General features: G+C 64.8%; 19 protein-coding genes and 1 tRNA gene. 11 read left to right on the top strand and 9 right to left on the bottom strand.

The genetic code is table 11. From position 1 onward, the window contains the following. Positions 1 to 175 precede the first annotated feature (175 nt). Positions 176 to 1,003 carry a 3'(2'),5'-bisphosphate nucleotidase CysQ gene (locus tag QA642_RS07960; protein WP_283084175.1) on the top strand — a complete coding sequence of 276 codons (828 nt, stop codon included), beginning with the start codon at positions 176 to 178 and terminating at the stop codon, positions 1,001 to 1,003. Here the strand turns inward: QA642_RS07960 and QA642_RS07955 are convergent. Continuing rightward, the gene (locus QA642_RS07955; RefSeq protein ID WP_283084174.1) at positions 997 to 1,482 is read right to left on the bottom strand and encodes a YHS domain-containing (seleno)protein; all 486 of its coding nucleotides are present in this window, start codon (positions 1,480 to 1,482) and stop codon (positions 997 to 999) included. The genes QA642_RS07960 and QA642_RS07955 overlap by 7 nt on opposite strands. A 139-nt stretch (positions 1,483 to 1,621) precedes the next feature. Here QA642_RS07955 and QA642_RS07950 point away from each other — a divergent pair, with 139 nt between their 5' ends. The 3 genes from QA642_RS07950 (at position 1,622) to QA642_RS07940 (ending at position 3,872) form a co-directional block, all read left to right on the top strand. After that, a complete protein-coding gene (locus QA642_RS07950; RefSeq protein WP_283084173.1) occupies positions 1,622 to 2,227 on the top strand; it encodes a DUF1134 domain-containing protein in 606 nt (201 codons plus the stop codon). Positions 2,228 to 2,345: 118 nt separating this feature from the next. Then, on the top strand, positions 2,346 to 3,638 hold the full coding sequence (locus QA642_RS07945; RefSeq protein ID WP_283084172.1) for a hypothetical protein: 1,293 nt from the start codon (positions 2,346 to 2,348) through the stop codon (positions 3,636 to 3,638). Between the two features lie 159 nt (positions 3,639 to 3,797). Beyond that, a tRNA-Val gene (locus QA642_RS07940) sits at positions 3,798 to 3,872 on the top strand. Positions 3,873 to 4,190: 318 nt separating this feature from the next. Here QA642_RS07940 and QA642_RS07935 read toward each other — a convergent pair. Beyond that, the gene (locus QA642_RS07935; RefSeq protein WP_283084171.1) at positions 4,191 to 4,868 is read right to left on the bottom strand and encodes a hypothetical protein; all 678 of its coding nucleotides are present in this window, start codon (positions 4,866 to 4,868) and stop codon (positions 4,191 to 4,193) included. A gap of 150 nt (positions 4,869 to 5,018) precedes the next feature. After that, positions 5,019 to 5,918, bottom strand: a complete 900-nt coding sequence (locus QA642_RS07930; protein ID WP_283084170.1) for a LysR family transcriptional regulator — start codon at positions 5,916 to 5,918, stop codon at positions 5,019 to 5,021. 100 nt (positions 5,919 to 6,018) lie between these two features. Here QA642_RS07930 and QA642_RS07925 point away from each other — a divergent pair, with 100 nt between their 5' ends. From QA642_RS07925 to QA642_RS07910, 4 genes are all read left to right on the top strand, one after another. Further along, complete coding sequence (locus tag QA642_RS07925) at positions 6,019 to 7,224, top strand: arabinose transporter (RefSeq protein ID WP_283084169.1); 1,206 nt, start codon at positions 6,019 to 6,021, stop codon at positions 7,222 to 7,224. After that, on the top strand, positions 7,221 to 8,006 hold the full coding sequence (locus tag QA642_RS07920) for a carboxymuconolactone decarboxylase family protein (protein ID WP_283084168.1): 786 nt from the start codon (positions 7,221 to 7,223) through the stop codon (positions 8,004 to 8,006). The genes QA642_RS07925 and QA642_RS07920 overlap by 4 nt, the downstream gene beginning before the upstream one ends. A 118-nt stretch (positions 8,007 to 8,124) precedes the next feature. Then, complete coding sequence (locus tag QA642_RS07915; RefSeq protein WP_283086824.1) at positions 8,125 to 8,523, top strand: cupin domain-containing protein; 399 nt, start codon at positions 8,125 to 8,127, stop codon at positions 8,521 to 8,523. A gap of 46 nt (positions 8,524 to 8,569) precedes the next feature. Then, the gene (locus tag QA642_RS07910) at positions 8,570 to 9,343 is read left to right on the top strand and encodes an SDR family NAD(P)-dependent oxidoreductase (protein ID WP_283084167.1); all 774 of its coding nucleotides are present in this window, start codon (positions 8,570 to 8,572) and stop codon (positions 9,341 to 9,343) included. 325 nt (positions 9,344 to 9,668) lie between these two features. Here the strand turns inward: QA642_RS07910 and greA are convergent, their stop codons facing one another. The 3 genes from greA to QA642_RS07895 form a co-directional block, all read right to left on the bottom strand. After that, the gene (gene greA, locus QA642_RS07905) at positions 9,669 to 10,151 is read right to left on the bottom strand and encodes a transcription elongation factor GreA (protein WP_283084166.1); all 483 of its coding nucleotides are present in this window, start codon (positions 10,149 to 10,151) and stop codon (positions 9,669 to 9,671) included. 159 nt (positions 10,152 to 10,310) lie between these two features. Next, positions 10,311 to 10,790 carry a hypothetical protein gene (locus QA642_RS07900; protein ID WP_283084165.1) on the bottom strand — a complete coding sequence of 160 codons (480 nt, stop codon included), beginning with the start codon at positions 10,788 to 10,790 and terminating at the stop codon, positions 10,311 to 10,313. Positions 10,791 to 10,924: 134 nt separating this feature from the next. Beyond that, on the bottom strand, positions 10,925 to 11,278 hold the full coding sequence (locus QA642_RS07895; RefSeq protein WP_283084164.1) for a hypothetical protein: 354 nt from the start codon (positions 11,276 to 11,278) through the stop codon (positions 10,925 to 10,927). Positions 11,279 to 11,549: 271 nt separating this feature from the next. Between QA642_RS07895 and QA642_RS07890 the strand changes: the two genes are divergently transcribed. Further along, the gene (locus QA642_RS07890; RefSeq protein ID WP_283084163.1) at positions 11,550 to 11,783 is read left to right on the top strand and encodes a DUF3551 domain-containing protein; all 234 of its coding nucleotides are present in this window, start codon (positions 11,550 to 11,552) and stop codon (positions 11,781 to 11,783) included. A gap of 45 nt (positions 11,784 to 11,828) precedes the next feature. Here the strand turns inward: QA642_RS07890 and QA642_RS07885 are convergent, their stop codons facing one another. Further along, complete coding sequence (locus tag QA642_RS07885) at positions 11,829 to 12,053, bottom strand: hypothetical protein (protein WP_283084162.1); 225 nt, start codon at positions 12,051 to 12,053, stop codon at positions 11,829 to 11,831. A 65-nt stretch (positions 12,054 to 12,118) separates the two neighbouring features. Here QA642_RS07885 and QA642_RS07880 point away from each other — a divergent pair, with 65 nt between their 5' ends. Beyond that, entirely contained in the window at positions 12,119 to 13,660 is a 1,542-nt protein-coding gene (locus QA642_RS07880) for a heme peroxidase family protein (RefSeq protein WP_283084161.1), read from the top strand. 127 nt (positions 13,661 to 13,787) lie between these two features. On the opposite strand, the gene QA642_RS07875 is transcribed toward QA642_RS07880, so the two are convergent. Continuing rightward, a complete protein-coding gene (locus QA642_RS07875) occupies positions 13,788 to 14,021 on the bottom strand; it encodes a DUF1127 domain-containing protein (protein ID WP_283084160.1) in 234 nt (77 codons plus the stop codon). 148 nt (positions 14,022 to 14,169) lie between these two features. Between QA642_RS07875 and QA642_RS07870 the strand changes: the two genes are divergently transcribed. After that, on the top strand, positions 14,170 to 15,747 hold the full coding sequence (locus QA642_RS07870) for a winged helix-turn-helix domain-containing protein (protein ID WP_283084159.1): 1,578 nt from the start codon (positions 14,170 to 14,172) through the stop codon (positions 15,745 to 15,747). 17 nt (positions 15,748 to 15,764) lie between these two features. On the opposite strand, the gene QA642_RS07865 is transcribed toward QA642_RS07870, so the two are convergent. Continuing rightward, positions 15,765 to 16,283: a hypothetical protein gene (locus QA642_RS07865; protein WP_283084158.1), complete on the bottom strand. Its 519-nt coding sequence runs from the start codon at positions 16,281 to 16,283 to the stop codon at positions 15,765 to 15,767. Positions 16,284 to 16,288 lie beyond the last annotated feature (5 nt).

The raw sequence follows: 16,288 nt of genomic DNA, 5'->3' as shown, positions 1-16,288 counted from the left end.
AATTGCACGGCGCTGGACGCCGCGAATCACGCATGCTTGACGGATGCTGCGGGTTCTAACATTCGCCAGCCTGTGGCAGCTAGCTTGCGATAGGTTCGAAGCGGCCATAAAGGCCCAAGCGAATCGATCGGGGCGAATCAGGTGAAGAGGGGCGATATTTGCCGATGAATGAGGCATGCAGGTGAGCATCATCGACGCCGAGGCCGCAGCCCGATTGATGGAGCCGCTCACCGCGCTGGTGGTGAAGGCGGGCGAGGCGATCCTCGCGGTCAACCGTGAGGCGATGCGGGTCGAGGGCAAGCAGGACGGATCGCCGGTGACCGAGGCCGACCTGGCCGCCGACCGCATCATCGCCGACGGCCTGGCGCAGCTCGCCAGCGACGTTCCGACGCTCTCGGAGGAGCGGACCCAGCTCGCCTCGCCGCCGTTTCAGGGCAGCTTCTTCCTGATCGATCCACTCGACGGCACCAAGGAGTTCGTCGCCGGCCGCGACGAATTCACCGTCAACCTCGCCGTCGTGACCGAAGGCGTGCCGCTGCTCGGCATCGTCAGCGCGCCCGCGCTGGGGCTGCTCTGGCGCGGCATCGTCGGGCGCGGCGCCGAGCGCGTCAGGTTTGACGGCGCCACCATCGGTGCTGCTGAACCGATCCGCACCCGCAAGCTGCCGACCGAGGGCGAGCCCTGGGTCGCGGCGGTGAGCCGTTCGCATGGAGATCCCCAAAGCGAGGCGTTCATCGGTGGCCGGCCCAATTCCGTGAGAATGACCTGTGGCTCGGCGGTGAAGTTCGGCCGGATCGCGGAGGGCAGCGCCGACATCTATCCCCGCTTCGGGCCGACCTCGGAATGGGACGTCGGGGCCGGCTGCGCGGTCGTGACCGCTGCCGGCGGCAAGGTCACCGACGGCAAGGGCGGCGAGCTCCTTTTCGGCCAGCGCCGCGATAGCGGCTTCATCATCCCGGACTTCATCGCCTGGGGCGACCCCCAGGCGGTAGGCCGCTACTGACTAAGTTTGTCCTGGAGCGCCGGCCAGCGCTTGCCGACCTCATAGAGGAAGCGTTCGGGATCGGCTGCGAAGGCGTCGCGATTGGCTTCCAGGCTGAACAGATAGAGCCGCTGCGCCGCGATCACGAAGAAGCGGGGGTTGCCGGGGACCGTGACGCCGCGGGCGATGTCGGCCGGGTCATATCCGCCGAATTGCGGGCCATAGATCTCGGGATGGGCCAGGAAGGAGGCCCGATTGCCCTCGTTCCGGAAACGCCAGACCGCCCCCCACAGGTTCGCCTCGAACTCCGCCGTCCCCTGCTCGGCGGTGCCGTCGACGAAATAGCCGACGGGGTCAAAACCCTCGATGGCGACGCCCGAGAAGCGGTTGACCACGATCCGCTCGGTGGTGGCCGCTTGCGCCGGCAGCTCCAGGCAGGCGAGCCAAAGGCCCGCCAGAAGGCGGATCGCGAGCCCGATCAAGGCAATTCCGGGGCGCAAAGGGCTATCTTCCTGCCGTTGTGCCGTCATAGTTGCTGCGGATAACATCCGAGTCGAGGGGACATCCGGCGCAACCTAGAGCCGTGCCTGTTGGCGTCAGGTTAAGGAAGCGATCGGATTCGATAGCAGGGGTTCTTTTATGACTTTCGCATCACGCCTTGCTGCACTCGCGCTTGCCGCGATGGTGGGCTGGATCGTGCCGGCTTCCGCCCAGCAGGCGCCGCCGCCAAACCTGCCGCCGCCGCAGCGGACCCCGACGCCCAACACCTATGGGCCGGACGAGCTGGTGGGCGCCGGTCACCGCTTCTTCGGCAACGTCTCGCGCGGGCTCGCCTCGATCATCGAGAAGGCGGTCAGCCAATGGGGCCTGCCCAATGGCTATATCCTGGGTGAGGAAGGCTCCGGCGCCTTCGTCGCGGGCCTGCGCTACGGCGAAGGCACGCTCTACACCAAGAACGCCGGCGACCTCCGGGTCTACTGGCAGGGCCCCTCGCTCGGCTTCGACTGGGGCGGCGACGGCGCGCGCACCATGACGCTGGTCTACAACCTGCCCGCCACCAACGCGATCTACCAGCGCTTCGCCGGCATCGACGGCTCGGCCTATATCATCGGCGGCTTCGGCATGACCGCGCTCACCGCCAACAACATCGTGCTGGTGCCGATCCGCTCCGGCCTCGGCCTGCGGCTGGGCGCCAATATCGGCTATTTGAAATACACGCCGCGCGCGACCTGGAACCCGTTCTAGAGCGCCCTCCCCGGACAAGTTCCGGATTCACGTTAACGACAGGGCGGGGCTGGCTTTTTGCCGGCCCGCCATGCATTGTTGTTGGTAAATTTTTCCTTAGCTCTCGGAGTTCTGGCCCATGGTCGAACCGATCATGTACCTGGCGATCGGTTTCCTGCTCTCGATGCTGTGCGGGCTGGCCATCGTGCCGCTGGTGCATAACCGCGCGGTCCGCCTGACCACGCGCCGGCTCGAGGCCGCGACCCCGCTGTCGATGGCCGAGATCCAGGCCGACAAGGACCAGCTCCGTGCCGAATTCGCCATGTCGGCGCGCAGGCTCGAGATGAGCGTCGAGCAGCTCAAGAACAAGACCACCAGCCAGCTCGCCGAGCTCGGCAAGAAGAGCGATGCCATCAACCGCATGAAGATCGAGCTCGGCGAAAAGAACGCCACGATCTTCGCGCTCGAGGCGCGCGAGAAGGCGGTGAAGGAGCAGCTTCGCGCCACCGAAGAGGAATTCAGCGCCAAGACCGAATCCTTGCGCACCGCCGAGCAGGCGCTGACCGACAAGCAGGGTGAGCTCGCGAAAATCAATTCCGAGCTGTCCGACCGTTCGATGATGGCGGAGAGCCGCCAGGTCGAGCTGGTCGCGGTGCGCGCCCAGATCGAAGAGCTCAAGAACCGCGTCGGCGATGCCGAGAAGGAATTCGCCGCCACGCAAGCGCGCCTCGCGCAGGAGCGCACCGAATCCGAAACCGCTTCGCGCGAGCTTGGCGACGCGCGCGGCCGGGTCGAGAATCTCAGCCAGCGCGTCAACGAGCTCGACCGCCAGCTCCTCGTGCAGGTCAAGGAAGCCGAGATGCTGTCGGGCCGCGTCGCCGACCTCGAAGGCCGCCTCGCCACGCAAGGCAAGCTGCTCGCCGAGCGCGACTACGAGAACAACCAGCTCCGTCAGGCCAACGAGACCTCCGAGCGCACCGTCAAGGAGCTGCGCGTCGAGATCGCGGCCCTGAGCGGCGGCAAGTCGTCGGCCGCGTTCGAATCGCTGCGCGCGGAAAAGACCGCGCTGGAGGAGCAGCTCCGCACCGCGCGCGACGAGCGCGGCAAACTCCAGCGCGACATCAACGCGATCCAGCAGCAGGCGGAAAGCTCCTGGGCGACCGAGCGCATGGAGAACGCGCTCTTGCGCGAGCGCATCAACGACATCGCCGCCGAAGTGGCCAAGCTCGCGATGCAGCTCGAAGGCCCGAACTCGCCGATCGAGGCCCTGCTCGCGGCCGAGGCCGGCCAGCCGCCGAAGCCGGCGCCGCGCCCGGCCAACGACGCCGCGACCAATGGCGCACCGAGCCTGCCCGAGGGCGGTGGAACGCTCGCCGAACGCATCCGGGCGCTGCAGGCCCACGCCTCCCGCGCCCGCCAGCAGGGCGCGTAAGCGGGCCGAAACCCGGCCTCGCGGCCGGATTGCGCGATCGGCCAAGGTTTTCGCCTCCGCAAGGCACCTCGAAACTTGACACCTTCGGCCCGCACTTCTAAATCGCGGGCTCCAATGCACCGGCCGACTGACAAGTCCGGGCGCCTGCATGATGGTCCCGGGCGCATAGCTCAGCGGGAGAGCGTTCCCTTCACACGGGAGAGGTCCAAGGTTCGATCCCTTGTGCGCCCACCATCCATTCTCTGAACCCCATCGGTTGCGGACGACCATCGGTGCATGGCAGCTTTTTGGGCTGCCTCGTCAAAAATCTCGAAAACAACCCCATGCACAGTAGCCGACATCAGTCGGATCAATGGGTTACGATTTTTCCGAATTTTGATTGACCCGTCGGGCAAAACAGGCGCATGATGGCAGCATCGGAAGTCCCGCGTGCCGTCATTGCGAGCGCAGCGAAGCAATCCAGAGTGTGTCCGCGGAGGCAGACTGGATTGCTTCGCTGCGCTCGCAATGACGGAAGCACGGAGAGACGGCGCCGGTTCACGCCTCCAAGCTTTACGCGACCCGCCCCGGCCGCAACGCCGCGTAGAGACCAACCAGCGTTCCGATGGCGACCAGCCCCGCCGCCAGCAGCACCTGCAATTGCCCGTCATCGGTGGCGCCGACGGACGACACTAATCTGGTCACGATGACGAACAGAATGCCCACGGCGGCCGCGGCGCCTGCGCAGAGATAGGCGAGCTCTCGCGTCAGGTTGCGGCCGAGCAGGCCTAGTGCGGTGAAATACATCGCAGAGGCGTTGGGATGAACGAACAAGGCGACGCGCGCGTAGGGACCGTAGGCGTCGAACAGGGACTCGCATCGGGTCAGGGCCGCCTTCGAGGCGACCCGCTGCAGGAACGGTCTGAAGAAACGCGCCTGTCCGTAACTCAAGACCGCGCCCACGATGATGGCCAGCCACGCCATAATGAAAACGGAGACGTCGGCGGGCTTCGGATTGAGTGCCACGGACATCAGGATCAGGGCGGTGCCGGGAAAATAGCCGAAATACGGGAAGACCGACTCCAGCAGCACGCAGCCGAACATGAAGACCGGAAACCACCATGAACCGGTCGCGCCCTGGACGACGGCGTTCAGGTCGAAGAGCTCAGTCTTGTACAGGACGAGGTACATGCACATGGCGAGGCCCGCCAGCGCGTAGAACGGCAACGCTCCCGACAGAAACCGTCTCATCCAACCATCGGGATGTGTTGCGCGGACATAGCGGAGACCATCGATATCAGGACAAGACAGCGGAAGCGGGTGGCTGATGCTTTAGGCGAATGGAATGGCTCCTGTCGAGGGCGCTCTTTGCCACGCAATGCGCAAGACAGCCGCCCAATTCTACTTGCCGCGGTATCGCAGCGCCTCCACGAGCAGCGAGAAAGCCGGAGACGGCTGACGTCGGCTGGCATAGTAGAGATGGTATCCCGAGAACGGCGGACACCAATCCGAGAGCACGCGGACAAGACGGCCCTGTGACAAATAGGGCTGCACGTGTCCCTCGGTGAGATAGGCGAGGCCCAATCCCTTCAGCGCTCCCTCCAACAAAAGCCCTGCGCTGTTGAACACCAGCTGGCCCTCGACCCGCACGTTGAGCTCCCGCCCGTTCTTTTCGAACTCCCAGGCATAGAGACTGCCGCCATGCGTCGGCAGGCGCAGATTGAGGCAATTGTGGTGGGTCAGATCCTGCGGCGTTTTCGGCCGCTTGCGCTCGGCGAAGTAGGCGGGCGATCCGACCACCGCCATCCGGAGATCGGGGCTGACGCGCACCGCGATCATGTCCTTGGCGACGAGCTCGCCGGGACGGATGCCGGCATCGACCTGCTGCGCCACGATGTTGGTGAGGCCGTAATCAATGATGATCTCGACATGGATGTCGGGGTATTTCGGCAGAAGCTTTCCCAGCGCCGGCAGCAGGATCTCGCCGGCGGCATATTCCGTCGCCGTCAGCCGGACAGTCCCGGCAGGCTTCTCGCGAAACTCGCTGAGTGCAGCAAGATCGTTGTCCATCTCGGTGAACTTGGGGCCGATGCTCTCGAACAGCCGCTCGCCGGCCTGGGTCGGCGTGACGCTTCGCGTCGTTCGATTGAGCAGCCGGACACCCAGCCGCTCTTCCAGATTGCGGATGATCTGGCTCAGCGCGGACTGCGTCATGCCGAGCTTTGCGGCGGCGCGCGTGAAGTTGCGCTCCCGCGCCACGGCGAGGAAGGCAAGAAGGTCGCTCGCGTCGTCCCGGTGCATTGATTAGCAGTCCTAATAACCGCATTCGAAATCTATCATCTAATCGGGGATCAGCGAAGGCCCTAGGTTCGGAGCAGCCACCAGGAGCTCCGAAACCAGCATGCCGGTCACGACCATGCAGCCCGCCGCATCGCTTCGCGTCACCGCGACGTTGCTGCCGATCATGGCGGTGGTCTTCCTCGCCTTCCTCGTCATCGGCGTGGCGATGCCCGTGCTTCCGCTCCACGTCCACGACGGATTGGGGTTCGGCACGTTCGTGGTCGGCCTCGTCGCTGGCAGCCAGTTCGCGGCATCCCTGGTCTCGCGGCCGTGGGCCGGTCACTTCTCGGACCGACGCGGGGCGAAGCGCGGCGTCATCGCCGGCCTCGTCGCGGCCGCGGCATCCGGGCTGTTGTACCTGCTCTCGCTCGGCTTCACCGAGGCGCCGCTGGCCTCGGTGACCATTCTGCTGCTGGGCCGCGGCCTGCTTGGCGGCGCCGAAAGTTTCATCATCACGGCCGCAGTCAGCTGGGGGCTGGCACTCGTCGACAGCGGCAACACCGGCAAGGTCATCGCCTGGGTCGGCTCCGCGATGTTCGCGGCCTTCGCCATCGGTGCGCCCGCAGGCGCCGCGCTCTACGCCGCCTATGGCTTCGCGGCGATCGCGTTCGCCACGTTAGCGGCGCCGCTGCTGGCGCTGCTGTTCGTTGCGCAGCTTCCAACGGTCGCGCCGGTGCAGCAGGCGCGCTTGTCGTTCGCCAAGGTGCTCGGCGCCGTATGGGTGCCGGGCTTCGGATCGGCCCTCGGCAGCGTCGGCTTCGGCGCGGTGACGACGTTCGTCGCCTTGCTGTTTGCCAGCCGCGGATGGGCCGATGGATGGCTTGCCTATACGGCCTATGCGGTTGCCTTCATACTGGCGCGCGTCTTCTTCAGTCATCTGGCCGATGCGATCGGCGGCGCCAGGGTTGCGCTGCTCTGTGCCTTGATCGAAGCCGCCGGGCAGGCCCTGATCTGGCTGGCGAGCCGACCCGAGATGGCGCTGGCCGGCGCCGCACTGACCGGATTTGGCTTCTCGCTGATCTATCCCGGTTTCGGCGTCGAGGCGGTGCGCCGCGTGCCGGCGCAGAATCGCGGCCTCGCCATGGGCGCCTACACCGCCTTTCTCGACCTCGCCCAGGGCATCGCCAGCCCCGCGCTCGGATTGATCGCGAGCGGCGCGCGGCTGAACCTCCTGTTTCTCGCGAGCGCCCTCACCGTGCTCTGCGCCGCACTGGTCGCCTGGTGGCTGCTCGCTCACCCGTTCACCGTCGAAGGACATCAACAATGAGAACGCTCGCAAGCACCTTGTTGTCGGTCTGGCTGGTCGCCGGCGACCCGGTCGCCGCGGAGCAAACAGCCGTCAAAGGAGCAAATCCCATGTCGACATCGGAAGACATCCGCGCCGTTGCGCCAGCGCTCGAAGGCTATGCGCAAAAATTCGTCATCGGCGATCTCTGGAAGCGACCAGGTCTCTCGCCGCGAGACCGCAGCATCGTCACGGTCGCGGCCCTGATCGCGCGCGACCAGACGGTCGAGCTGCCGCACTATCTGGCACTTGCGCTCGACAACGGCGTGAAGCCGTCGGAGATATCGGAGATCATCACGCACCTCGCCTTCTACACCGGCTGGGCCAATGCGATGGACGCGATCCCGGCGGCACGCGAGGTCTTCAAGAGCCGCAACATCGGAGCCGATCAGCTTCCGCCGGCTTCGGAGCCACACCTGCCGCTCGACGAAGCCGCGGAGAAACAGCGGGCGACACGCGTCGGCGAGCAGTTCGGGCAGATCACGCCGAGCCTCGTGCAGTACACGACCGACGCACTGTTCCGCGATCTCTGGCTGAGGCCGGCCCTGGCGCCGCGCGACCGCAGCCTCGTCACCGTGAGCGCGCTCATCGCGACCGGTCAGGTCGCGCAGATCACCTACCATCTGAACCGCGCGATGGATAACGGGTTGACCCGGGAGGAAGCCGGCGAGGCGCTCGGCCATCTCGCCTTCTACGCCGGATGGCCCAACGCGTTCTCTGCGGCGCCGGTTATCAAGGACGTCCTCGAAAAGCGGCCGCGATGAGCGGAGACATGACGTGATCAGGCGCAGGGACGTGCTCATTGGCGGCAGCGCCGTTGTGATCGGAATCCGCCGGACGCAGGCGCGCGCATCGGCGGCACAAGAGGAGGCTCATATGGACATCGACATCAAGCGCAACGGATCGCGCCCGTCACAAAAGGGACCACAGGACTGGTTCACCGGAACGGTGCGGATCGATCCGCTGTTCCAGGCTCCTGATCCCGCCCGGGTAGGCGCGGGCCAGGTCACTTTCGAGCCGGGGGCCCGCACTGCCTGGCACACACATCCGCTCGGGCAGACGCTCGTCGTCACCGCGGGACTGGGGTGGGTGCAGCGCGAGGGCGGAGCCATCGAGGAGATCCGGCCCGGCGACGTCGTGTGGTTTCCGCCGGGACTGAAGCACTGGCACGGCGCGTCGCCGACGACGGCGATGACCCATATCGCCATCCAGGAATCCTCCGGCGGCAAGAACGTGGACTGGCTGGAGAAAGTGAGCGACGAACAGTATCGGAAGCCATGAGCGCGCATTGTAGAGTGCGTGCAGAAACGCTTTCGAGGAGCAGCGCATGGCGACCATCTTCATCACCGGCAGCACCGACGGCCTTGGCCGGGCGGCGGCGCAATCGCTCGCCGATCAGGGGCACCGCGTGGTGCTGCACGCGCGATCGGCGGGCCGCACCAGCGCGATCGGCGAGCTCGCATCGCGCTCCGCCGGGATGGTGGTCGGCGATCTCGCGCGAGGTGCAGATGTGAGGAGCATCGCCGATCAGGTCAACGCGATCGGGCGCATGGATGCGATCATCCACAATGCCGGCGTCTACACGCGGCCGGGCCGCGGCGCGACGCCGGAGGGCCATGCCGAAACACTCGCCATCAATACCCTTGCACCCTACATGCTGACCGCCCTGATCAAGCGGCCCGGCCGATTGGTGTATCTCAGCAGCGGACTGCACCGGGGTGGCGAGGATTCGCTTGATGACCTCGACTGGACGAAGCGGGCGTGGGATTCGGCCAAGGCCTATGCCGAGAGCAAGCTGCACGTGGTCGCGCTGGCCTTCGCGCTGGCAAGACGCTGGCCCAAGGTGCTGAGCAACGCCGTCGATCCCGGATGGGTGCGCACGAAGATGGGTGGCGCGGGCGCGCCGGTCGATCTCGACACCGGACAGCGGACCCAGTCCTGGCTGGCGGTGAGTGGGGATGCCGCGGCTCAGGTCAGCGGGCGCTACTGGCATCATCTCGAGCAGCAGCAGCCGGCGAGGGAGGCGACCGATCCGGAGTTTCAGGATGAGCTCATCGAGAAATTGGGCAGGCTGACCGGGGTTGCGCTGCCGCAGGTCTGAGAGGTCTCATAAGGTGAGATCTGCAAGCCTCGACCGAGGTGCGTTCCCTCCCCCACAAGGTAGGGCAATCGCATGTGAATTTCACGAGGATTGTCTGCGGGCTTGCTCCGCCTCTCCCGCTTGCGGGAGAGGCCGACGCGCTCGCAGAGCGCGGCGGGTGAGGGCTCTTTCCTCTTGGGGATTATCCCGTTGCGGAGGCACCCTCTCCCCAACCCTCTCCCGCAAGCGGGAGAGGGAGCCCAGTGCCCATGCCGCCGCATCGTGCAACTCATATGCGATTGCCCTGCCCACAAGGGGGGACGGAATGGAGAGGGCGCACCGCTCGCTACGCGATCGACAGGATCTCGATCTCCTGCGCGCCCGAGCCCACGACGTCGCCGACCGCCTTGCCCATCAGCGATCTCGCGACCGGCGCGACGAACGAGATCGATCCGGCCTTGGGATCGGCTTCGTCCTCGCCGACGATGCGATAGGTCTGCACGCGGCCGTCAGTGCGGCGGAAGGTCACCGTGCTGCCGAAGGCGACCGTATCTGATGACTCGGACTTCGCGACGACCTGCGCCGTGCGCAGCCGTTCGGTGAGATAGCGAACGTCGCGCAACGGCACCGCCGACTGCCGGCGCTTCTCGTTGACGTCTTCGATGGCTTGCGCCGCCTCATAGGCCGCGCGCGCCTCCTGGAGCTCCGACTGCAAGGCCTGCAAGCCGGCTTCGGTCACGAGGTTGGGATGAGGCGAGATCGGGCGATCCGGGAGCAGCGTCTCGGATGCGGTCTCGGCGCTTTCTTCCTTGGTAAAGGCGACGCTCAATTCGAAGATCCTGTCGAACTTGTCTGGCTGATTGCGGCGCGCGGGCGCCGCGGGCGATTTGCCTGACGAGAGTCCCGTTCCGATGGAACGCGTCTCTCGCTTCTTGGTTCGACGCGTTTTGTTCACGCGAACCGGAATCCACTTCCGCTTGAAAACGCTTTATATCTCAAGTTGGACGAAACGACGGAGCTTGAAGACGAGATCCGGCATGGCCTGGCGGAACCGCGTGGCGTTCTGGAAGCTGGTCGAGAACGGCGCGAAGGTGATCATGGCGTTCCAGTGACGGTACCCATAGACCGTGACCGAGGCACCGGTCGCCGGAAAATCTTCCAGCTTGTGCAGCTCGCCGAGCACGAGCTCGGCGATCGCTTCCGCGGGCAGCAATTGCCTGCCGTCGGCAGTCCTCGTGATTTTCGGGGGCGGCGCGGCCGGCTCCGGCGCGATCGGTGCAGCCGCGTCCGCGCGCTTGACGAGGTTCGCTTCGGGGACGATGGCGGCAGCCGCATCAAATCCGTTCGACGGCGCGGTTGGCGGAACCTCCGCGAGCGGCGGCGCGACGACGCTGTCCGCGCGCTTGTTACCCCCCAGGATGCTGCTGATCATGGCCACAAGGCCAGCATCCTTCACGTCGTCGCTCATTACTCCCCCCGGGGCTTCGGCCTACTCTAGCACCGCTCGGGCAGGCCGCCACAAGGGATGTATCGCCCGATTCCGGCCGGCAGGACCAGTGGTGCGGCGCGACGCCGAGTCGCGCCGCACCGCCGTGCAATGCGTCACTGCTTATCGAACGGAATATATTGCTGGTACTGCTTGGGCACCGAGCTGCGATAGCGCGCCGGAACCGTGCCGCTGTCGATCGAATGATCGATCTCCTGCTGCCGCGTCATCTTCTTCTTCGCGGACTTCTTCGACGCGCTCTTCTTGGAGTCGGATGGCTGGCTGGAGCTGTCGGTGGTTGTGCCCGGCGTTGTCGTTGTCGTCGCCGGCGCTGTCGTCGCCGCCGGCGCAGCGGTGGTCGCGGGCGCTGCGGTTCCGCCGGCGGCCGGCGCGTTCTGCGCCAGCGCGAGCGGTGTTTGCGCAAGAAGCGCCAGCACTGCTGTCGCAGCCAGCAAATATGACCTTTGCATCAAAGCCTCCAAAATGACCTGACCCGAACGAGACGAAGCCGCCGCGTCCCGGGATCGGCGCGTGCAAGTCCGCGGACGATAGGCGCGAAGCCTGCCGCAAACTGTGGCCGAGATCACATTGCTGACCGCGGCTCGCGCCGCATCATAGACCCATGTCGAACGCAGTGCCCACTGCGCAGACCAAGACGGGCACGACAAAGTGTCGGCCAAGTCCCGGAACACGCAGATGGAGCTTGCGGTTCCTCATTCACTCGCTCTCGAAGGAGTTTGAATGCGTCGCACTATCCTCACCCTCGCATCGTTTGCAGCCCTGATCGCCGCGACCTTCCCGGCGGCCCAGGCTCACGCCGCAAACGACCGGTATTGCCTGCAAGGCCGCAGCTGGGGCTATCCCGGCAACTGCCAATTCGCGAGCTATCAGCAGTGCCAGGCCAGTGCATCCGGCACGTCGGCCTATTGCGGCATCAATCCGCGCTACGCGTTCTCGCAGCAGCGCTATTACTGACGACGTTGTGGCGGCGTGCGCACGAGGCGCGCGCCGCCACAATTTTCACGTGAAGACTTTCTGCTTCGCCGATACTCCGGCGAACTCATGCGCGAAAAACTGCTTGCTCCCGTCGATGACGAGAATGTTATCCGTCATCGCTCCGGGAAAAATTTGCAAAGCACGACCGCAGCTTGCGCGTAGCGCCCTCCCCGGAACGACATCGACATCGCGCATTGTGTGAAGCAGCGGCTTGTGGCGCCCAATCACCTGATCTAGCGTCACATGCATATTCTGCTTCGAACAACTTTAACTTTAGTCGATTTTCCATGTGACTTTTCAGGGAGGAATTTGAAATGAGCAGCCGCCACGCAATTATTCCGCGCGGATTGAACACGATCCGATCCCCGCTTTCGCAAGGCCGCTTCGGCCGCATGTTCCGCAAGCTCAGCCTCAACCCGGCCAAGTTCGGACCCACCGACGCCGACAATATCGCCAACCTGTCGGCGCTCGCCGACAAGATGATCGGCAGCTTCGATGCGCCGAAAAACCCGCCGGACGCGGAAGAGAGCGGCATTCCCGCGCTCTACACCTATTTCGGCCAGTTCGTCGATCACGACATCACCTTCGATCCGGTCAGCTCGCTGACCAAGCAGCAGGATCCCGACGGGCTGGTCGATTTCCGCACGCCGTCGTTCGATCTGGACAATCTCTACGGCCGCGGCCCGAACGATCAGCCCTACATGTATGACGGCATCAAGTTCCTGCTCGGCGAGAAGCTGACCGGCGCGGGCGTCCCCGACGCCAACGACCTGCCGCGCTTCAAGGGCCGCGCGCTGATCGGCGATCCCCGCAACGACGAGAACAGCATCGTCTCGCAGTTCCAGGGCTTGATGCTGCGCTTTCACAACCGCATGGTCGACGACAATGACAGCCTGTCGTTCGAGGAGGTGCAGCAGCGCGTCCGCTTCCACTATCAATATGTCGTGCTGAACGACTTCCTGCCGCGCATCGTCCACGCCGACGTATTGAACGCGCTGAAGACCGCGGGCAGCTACGACCGCAGCAAGCTCGCCCACTATCACTGGCACAATTACCCGTTCATGCCGGTCGAGTTCTCCGTCGCCGCCTACCGGCTCGGGCATTCCATGATCCGCCCGGGCTACCGGCTCAACGACGCGGACAACATGCTGCTTCAGATCTTCCCCGATCCCAACAATCCCGACAAGAACGCGCTGACCGGCTTCCGCGCCATGGGCCCGGGACGCGCCATCGACTGGGGCCGCTTCATCGACATCGACACGCGCCCCTTTGGCGACGAGAACGACGAGAGCAATCCCGACAACAAGCGGCGGCTTCAGTTCGCCTATCGCATCGACACCTCGCTGGTCGATCCGCTGCGCAAGCTGCCACCGGAAGTCGCCTCCAATCCGGCCTCGCTGGCGCTGCGCAATCTCGAACGCGGCTGGCGGCTCGGCCTGCCCTCCGGCCAAGCCGTCGCCAGGGCGATGAACCTGACACCGCTGACGGACGATCAGATCATCATCGGCAAGGCCGTCGACCACCCCGAGGCGGGCGACCCCCAAACCAAGATCGCGACCATCGCGAACGGCGTGTTTGCCGGCAATTGCCCGCTCTGGACCTATATCCTGGCCGAGGCGCGGCAATTCCAGACCGCCGTCACGATTCCCGTCACCGGCGGCCCCGGCACCGTCAACACGCCGCAGCTCGGCCCCGTCGGCGGCCGCATCGTCGCCGAGGTCTTCCTCGGCTTGATGTTCGGCGACAGCTCCTCCGTACTGTCGCTCGACCCGCAATGGGCCCCGGTAACCGGCTCCGGCTTCGCACTGAAGGACCTCGTCGCCTACGCGCTCGGCCAGGGCGATCCGCTGCACTGAGCTTGCGACGAACGATGAAAGGCCGCTCGCGTCATGCGGGCGGCCTTGTCGTCTACTCGCGTCCCAAGGGGGATAGGCGAACCGCGCGCCCCAGGGCCGCGTCGATGCAGCCAGAGCTCATTCCGGTCTAGAAGCCGCGTGGGTCGATCGACGGATCAGCTCGAACGAGATAGTCGATCTCGCCTCTCGCGACCCCGATGTCCCTGAGCTCCAGGTCGCTCAGGCCGTCCAACGTCGCGCGCAAGGTCTGACGGATACGCCAAGCACAATAGGCGTCAAAATACCTCTTGAGAAAATTTGGGGCTCGCCGCGTCGACACGGACGTCTGCGCCGATCCCGCGGCAGCATAAATCGTGCTCATCGCTCTCTCCGGGGGGTGACTACCCACCGGGCGACCTTGCCAAGACAGATCGGAGCGCGCTTGACGCCGGGCTCACATTTTCCTCACCAGCGGCTTATTTTTTGCGTTGCGCCCTATGCTACATTTCTGATGCCAGACGGGAGCGATCTTGCGCTATCTCTTCGAGGGCCACGCATTGGACACCGACCGGCGCGAGCTTTGTCGCGGACCGGATGTGTTGGCCGTGGCGCCGCAAGTATTTGACCTGCTCGCGTACCTGATACGTCACCGGGAACGCGTCGTCAGCAAGGATGAGCTGATCAGCGCGATCTGGAACGGACGCGCGGTATCCGATGCCGCGCTCACGACCCGTTTGAATGTCGTACGATGCGCCATCGGCGACAACGGAGAACAGCAGCGTCTCATCAAGACGCTTCCGCGCAAAGGTTTCCGCTTCGTTGGCGCCGTGCAGGGCGTGGATAACGCTATGGTTGAGCCTGCCGGCTCGGCCATGCATGACGGCAGCTCGACGCCAGTGCCGTCACCGCCACATCTTTCCATCCTAGTGCTTCCTCTGGCCAGCCTCGGCGGTGAGCCGGACCAGGATTATTTCGCCGCCGGCATCACCGAAAGCTTGACCGCCGATCTGTCGAGGATCGACGGCACGTTCGTGATTGCCTGCAACACTGCGCTCACTTTCCGCGGCAAGGCCATAGACGTGCGACAGCTCGGCAGGGAGCTGAATGTAAAGTACGTCCTGCAGGGCTCGGTTCAGCGCGGAGCCGATCGGCTCCGCGTGAACGTCCAGCTGATCGATGCCGAAACACGCGCCCATCTTTGGACCGATCGCTTCGACAAGCCGATGACCGACCTGCTCGAAATGCAGGATGAAATCGTTACCAGACTTGCCAATGCCCTGGATGCTCAGCTGATCGAAGCCGAGGCGCGACGCGCGGAGCGCGCGCCGCATCCCGATGCGATAGATTTGTGTTTCCAAGGCCGCCATTTGTGGAACACAGGACTAACGCCCGAACGCCTGGCACAAGCTCGCGGCTTTTTTGAACGGGCCCTGGTGCTTGATCCAGAGAATGTCGAAGCATTGGTCGGCATAGCTCACGTCGACCTGTCAACCGCCACCACGTTCATGGTGAATGACCGTGACGCGTATTTCAATGCGGCGGACGTTAACCTGACCAAGGTCCTGTCGATGAACCCGCGCCACGCCCGCGCACGTCTTGCATTTGGCGTCTTGCACCTGTTCACGGGACGCGGCTCGCAGGCAATCGTGGAGTTCGAGCAGGCGCTGGCGCTTGACCGCAACATGGCCACGGCCCATGCGCTGATCGGATTTGCAAAGGTCTTTGTTGGCCAAGGCGCCGAAAGCGAGGCTCACATCCAGCAAGCGCTCCGGATTTCTCCCCGCGACAGTTTCACCTATCGATGGATGCACTGGCTCGGTGTCGCCAAGCTGATCCTGGGCGCCTATGAAGAGGCGATCGATTGGTTGCGCCGGAGTCTTGAAGCGAACCGGAACAATACGATCGTGCATCTCCAGCTTGCTGCGGCCTTGGCGCTGGTGGGATTGATCGATGACGCAAAGGCTGCCGCCCGCGAGGGACTTGCGCTCGACCCCGCCTTCACAACACGCCGCACGCGAGGGCTCATACTGAGCACTGATCCAACGTTTCGTGCCGGAAGCAGGCGTATTCGCGATGGCATGCTGTTGGCGGGCATACCCGAGGGCTGACATTGATTCCACAGCCGTTAACGCGCAGCGCCGAGACCGCTCTCGCCAAGGCGCGTCGCGAACCAGCGCGACAGCGGCTGCTCGACGATGCCGCCGGCATAGACCTCCGACGTGGTCACCCCGTACTTGTCCAGCACCAGCAGCACGCCGATCCAATAGGCGAACCAGACATGCGCATCGGTCATCGCTTTCAGCTTGTGCTGGTCGTGATCGAGCGGCGTGTGATTGCTCGCCTTGCGGATCTCCACAGTGAGCAGGTTGTTCGGGATCTCGCGCTGATGCACCACGACGTCGGGATAGATCGACTTGCCGAGATGATCGTCGGTCGAGATGATGGTGCCGTGCGGCAGATGCAGCGTGCGCTCGCCGAGCCGGTCGTAATTGCAGTCGACCGCCCAGCCCGAGAACTGTCGCTCCAGGTAAACGGCGAAGCGATGCGTGATCGCACGCTCGCCGATGTCCTTCTCGAACAAGAATGCTTCGTGCGCGTAGAAGTCCCGGAGCGCCGCGATCACCTTGTTCAGCTCGGTCTGCATCGTGC

This window comes from Bradyrhizobium sp. CB2312, from assembly GCF_029714425.1.
In the GTDB taxonomy this organism is placed as follows: Bacteria; Pseudomonadota; Alphaproteobacteria; order Rhizobiales; family Xanthobacteraceae; genus Bradyrhizobium.
The sequence above is the reverse complement of the archived record's forward strand: the minus strand, read 5'-3'. Positions and strand labels throughout refer to the sequence as shown.

Excerpts from the sequence above, each read along its gene's own strand:
- QA642_RS07960 (WP_283084175.1), top strand. The coding sequence starts at position 176 with ATGCAGGTGAGCATCATCGACGCCGAGGCCGCAGCCCGATTGATGGAG.
- QA642_RS07950 (WP_283084173.1), top strand. The coding sequence starts at position 1,622 with ATGACTTTCGCATCACGCCTTGCTGCACTCGCGCTTGCCGCGATGGTG.
- QA642_RS07945 (WP_283084172.1), top strand. The coding sequence starts at position 2,346 with ATGGTCGAACCGATCATGTACCTGGCGATCGGTTTCCTGCTCTCGATG.
- QA642_RS07935 (WP_283084171.1), bottom strand. The coding sequence starts at position 4,868 with ATGAGACGGTTTCTGTCGGGAGCGTTGCCGTTCTACGCGCTGGCGGGC.
- QA642_RS07930 (WP_283084170.1), bottom strand. The coding sequence starts at position 5,918 with ATGCACCGGGACGACGCGAGCGACCTTCTTGCCTTCCTCGCCGTGGCG.
- QA642_RS07925 (WP_283084169.1), top strand. The coding sequence starts at position 6,019 with ATGCCGGTCACGACCATGCAGCCCGCCGCATCGCTTCGCGTCACCGCG.
- QA642_RS07920 (WP_283084168.1), top strand. The coding sequence starts at position 7,221 with ATGAGAACGCTCGCAAGCACCTTGTTGTCGGTCTGGCTGGTCGCCGGC.
- QA642_RS07910 (WP_283084167.1), top strand. The coding sequence starts at position 8,570 with ATGGCGACCATCTTCATCACCGGCAGCACCGACGGCCTTGGCCGGGCG.
- QA642_RS07900 (WP_283084165.1), bottom strand. The coding sequence starts at position 10,790 with ATGAGCGACGACGTGAAGGATGCTGGCCTTGTGGCCATGATCAGCAGC.
- QA642_RS07895 (WP_283084164.1), bottom strand. The coding sequence starts at position 11,278 with ATGCAAAGGTCATATTTGCTGGCTGCGACAGCAGTGCTGGCGCTTCTT.
- QA642_RS07890 (WP_283084163.1), top strand. The coding sequence starts at position 11,550 with ATGCGTCGCACTATCCTCACCCTCGCATCGTTTGCAGCCCTGATCGCC.
- QA642_RS07885 (WP_283084162.1), bottom strand. The coding sequence starts at position 12,053 with ATGCATGTGACGCTAGATCAGGTGATTGGGCGCCACAAGCCGCTGCTT.
- QA642_RS07880 (WP_283084161.1), top strand. The coding sequence starts at position 12,119 with ATGAGCAGCCGCCACGCAATTATTCCGCGCGGATTGAACACGATCCGA.
- QA642_RS07875 (WP_283084160.1), bottom strand. The coding sequence starts at position 14,021 with ATGAGCACGATTTATGCTGCCGCGGGATCGGCGCAGACGTCCGTGTCG.
- QA642_RS07865 (WP_283084158.1), bottom strand. The coding sequence starts at position 16,283 with ATGCAGACCGAGCTGAACAAGGTGATCGCGGCGCTCCGGGACTTCTAC.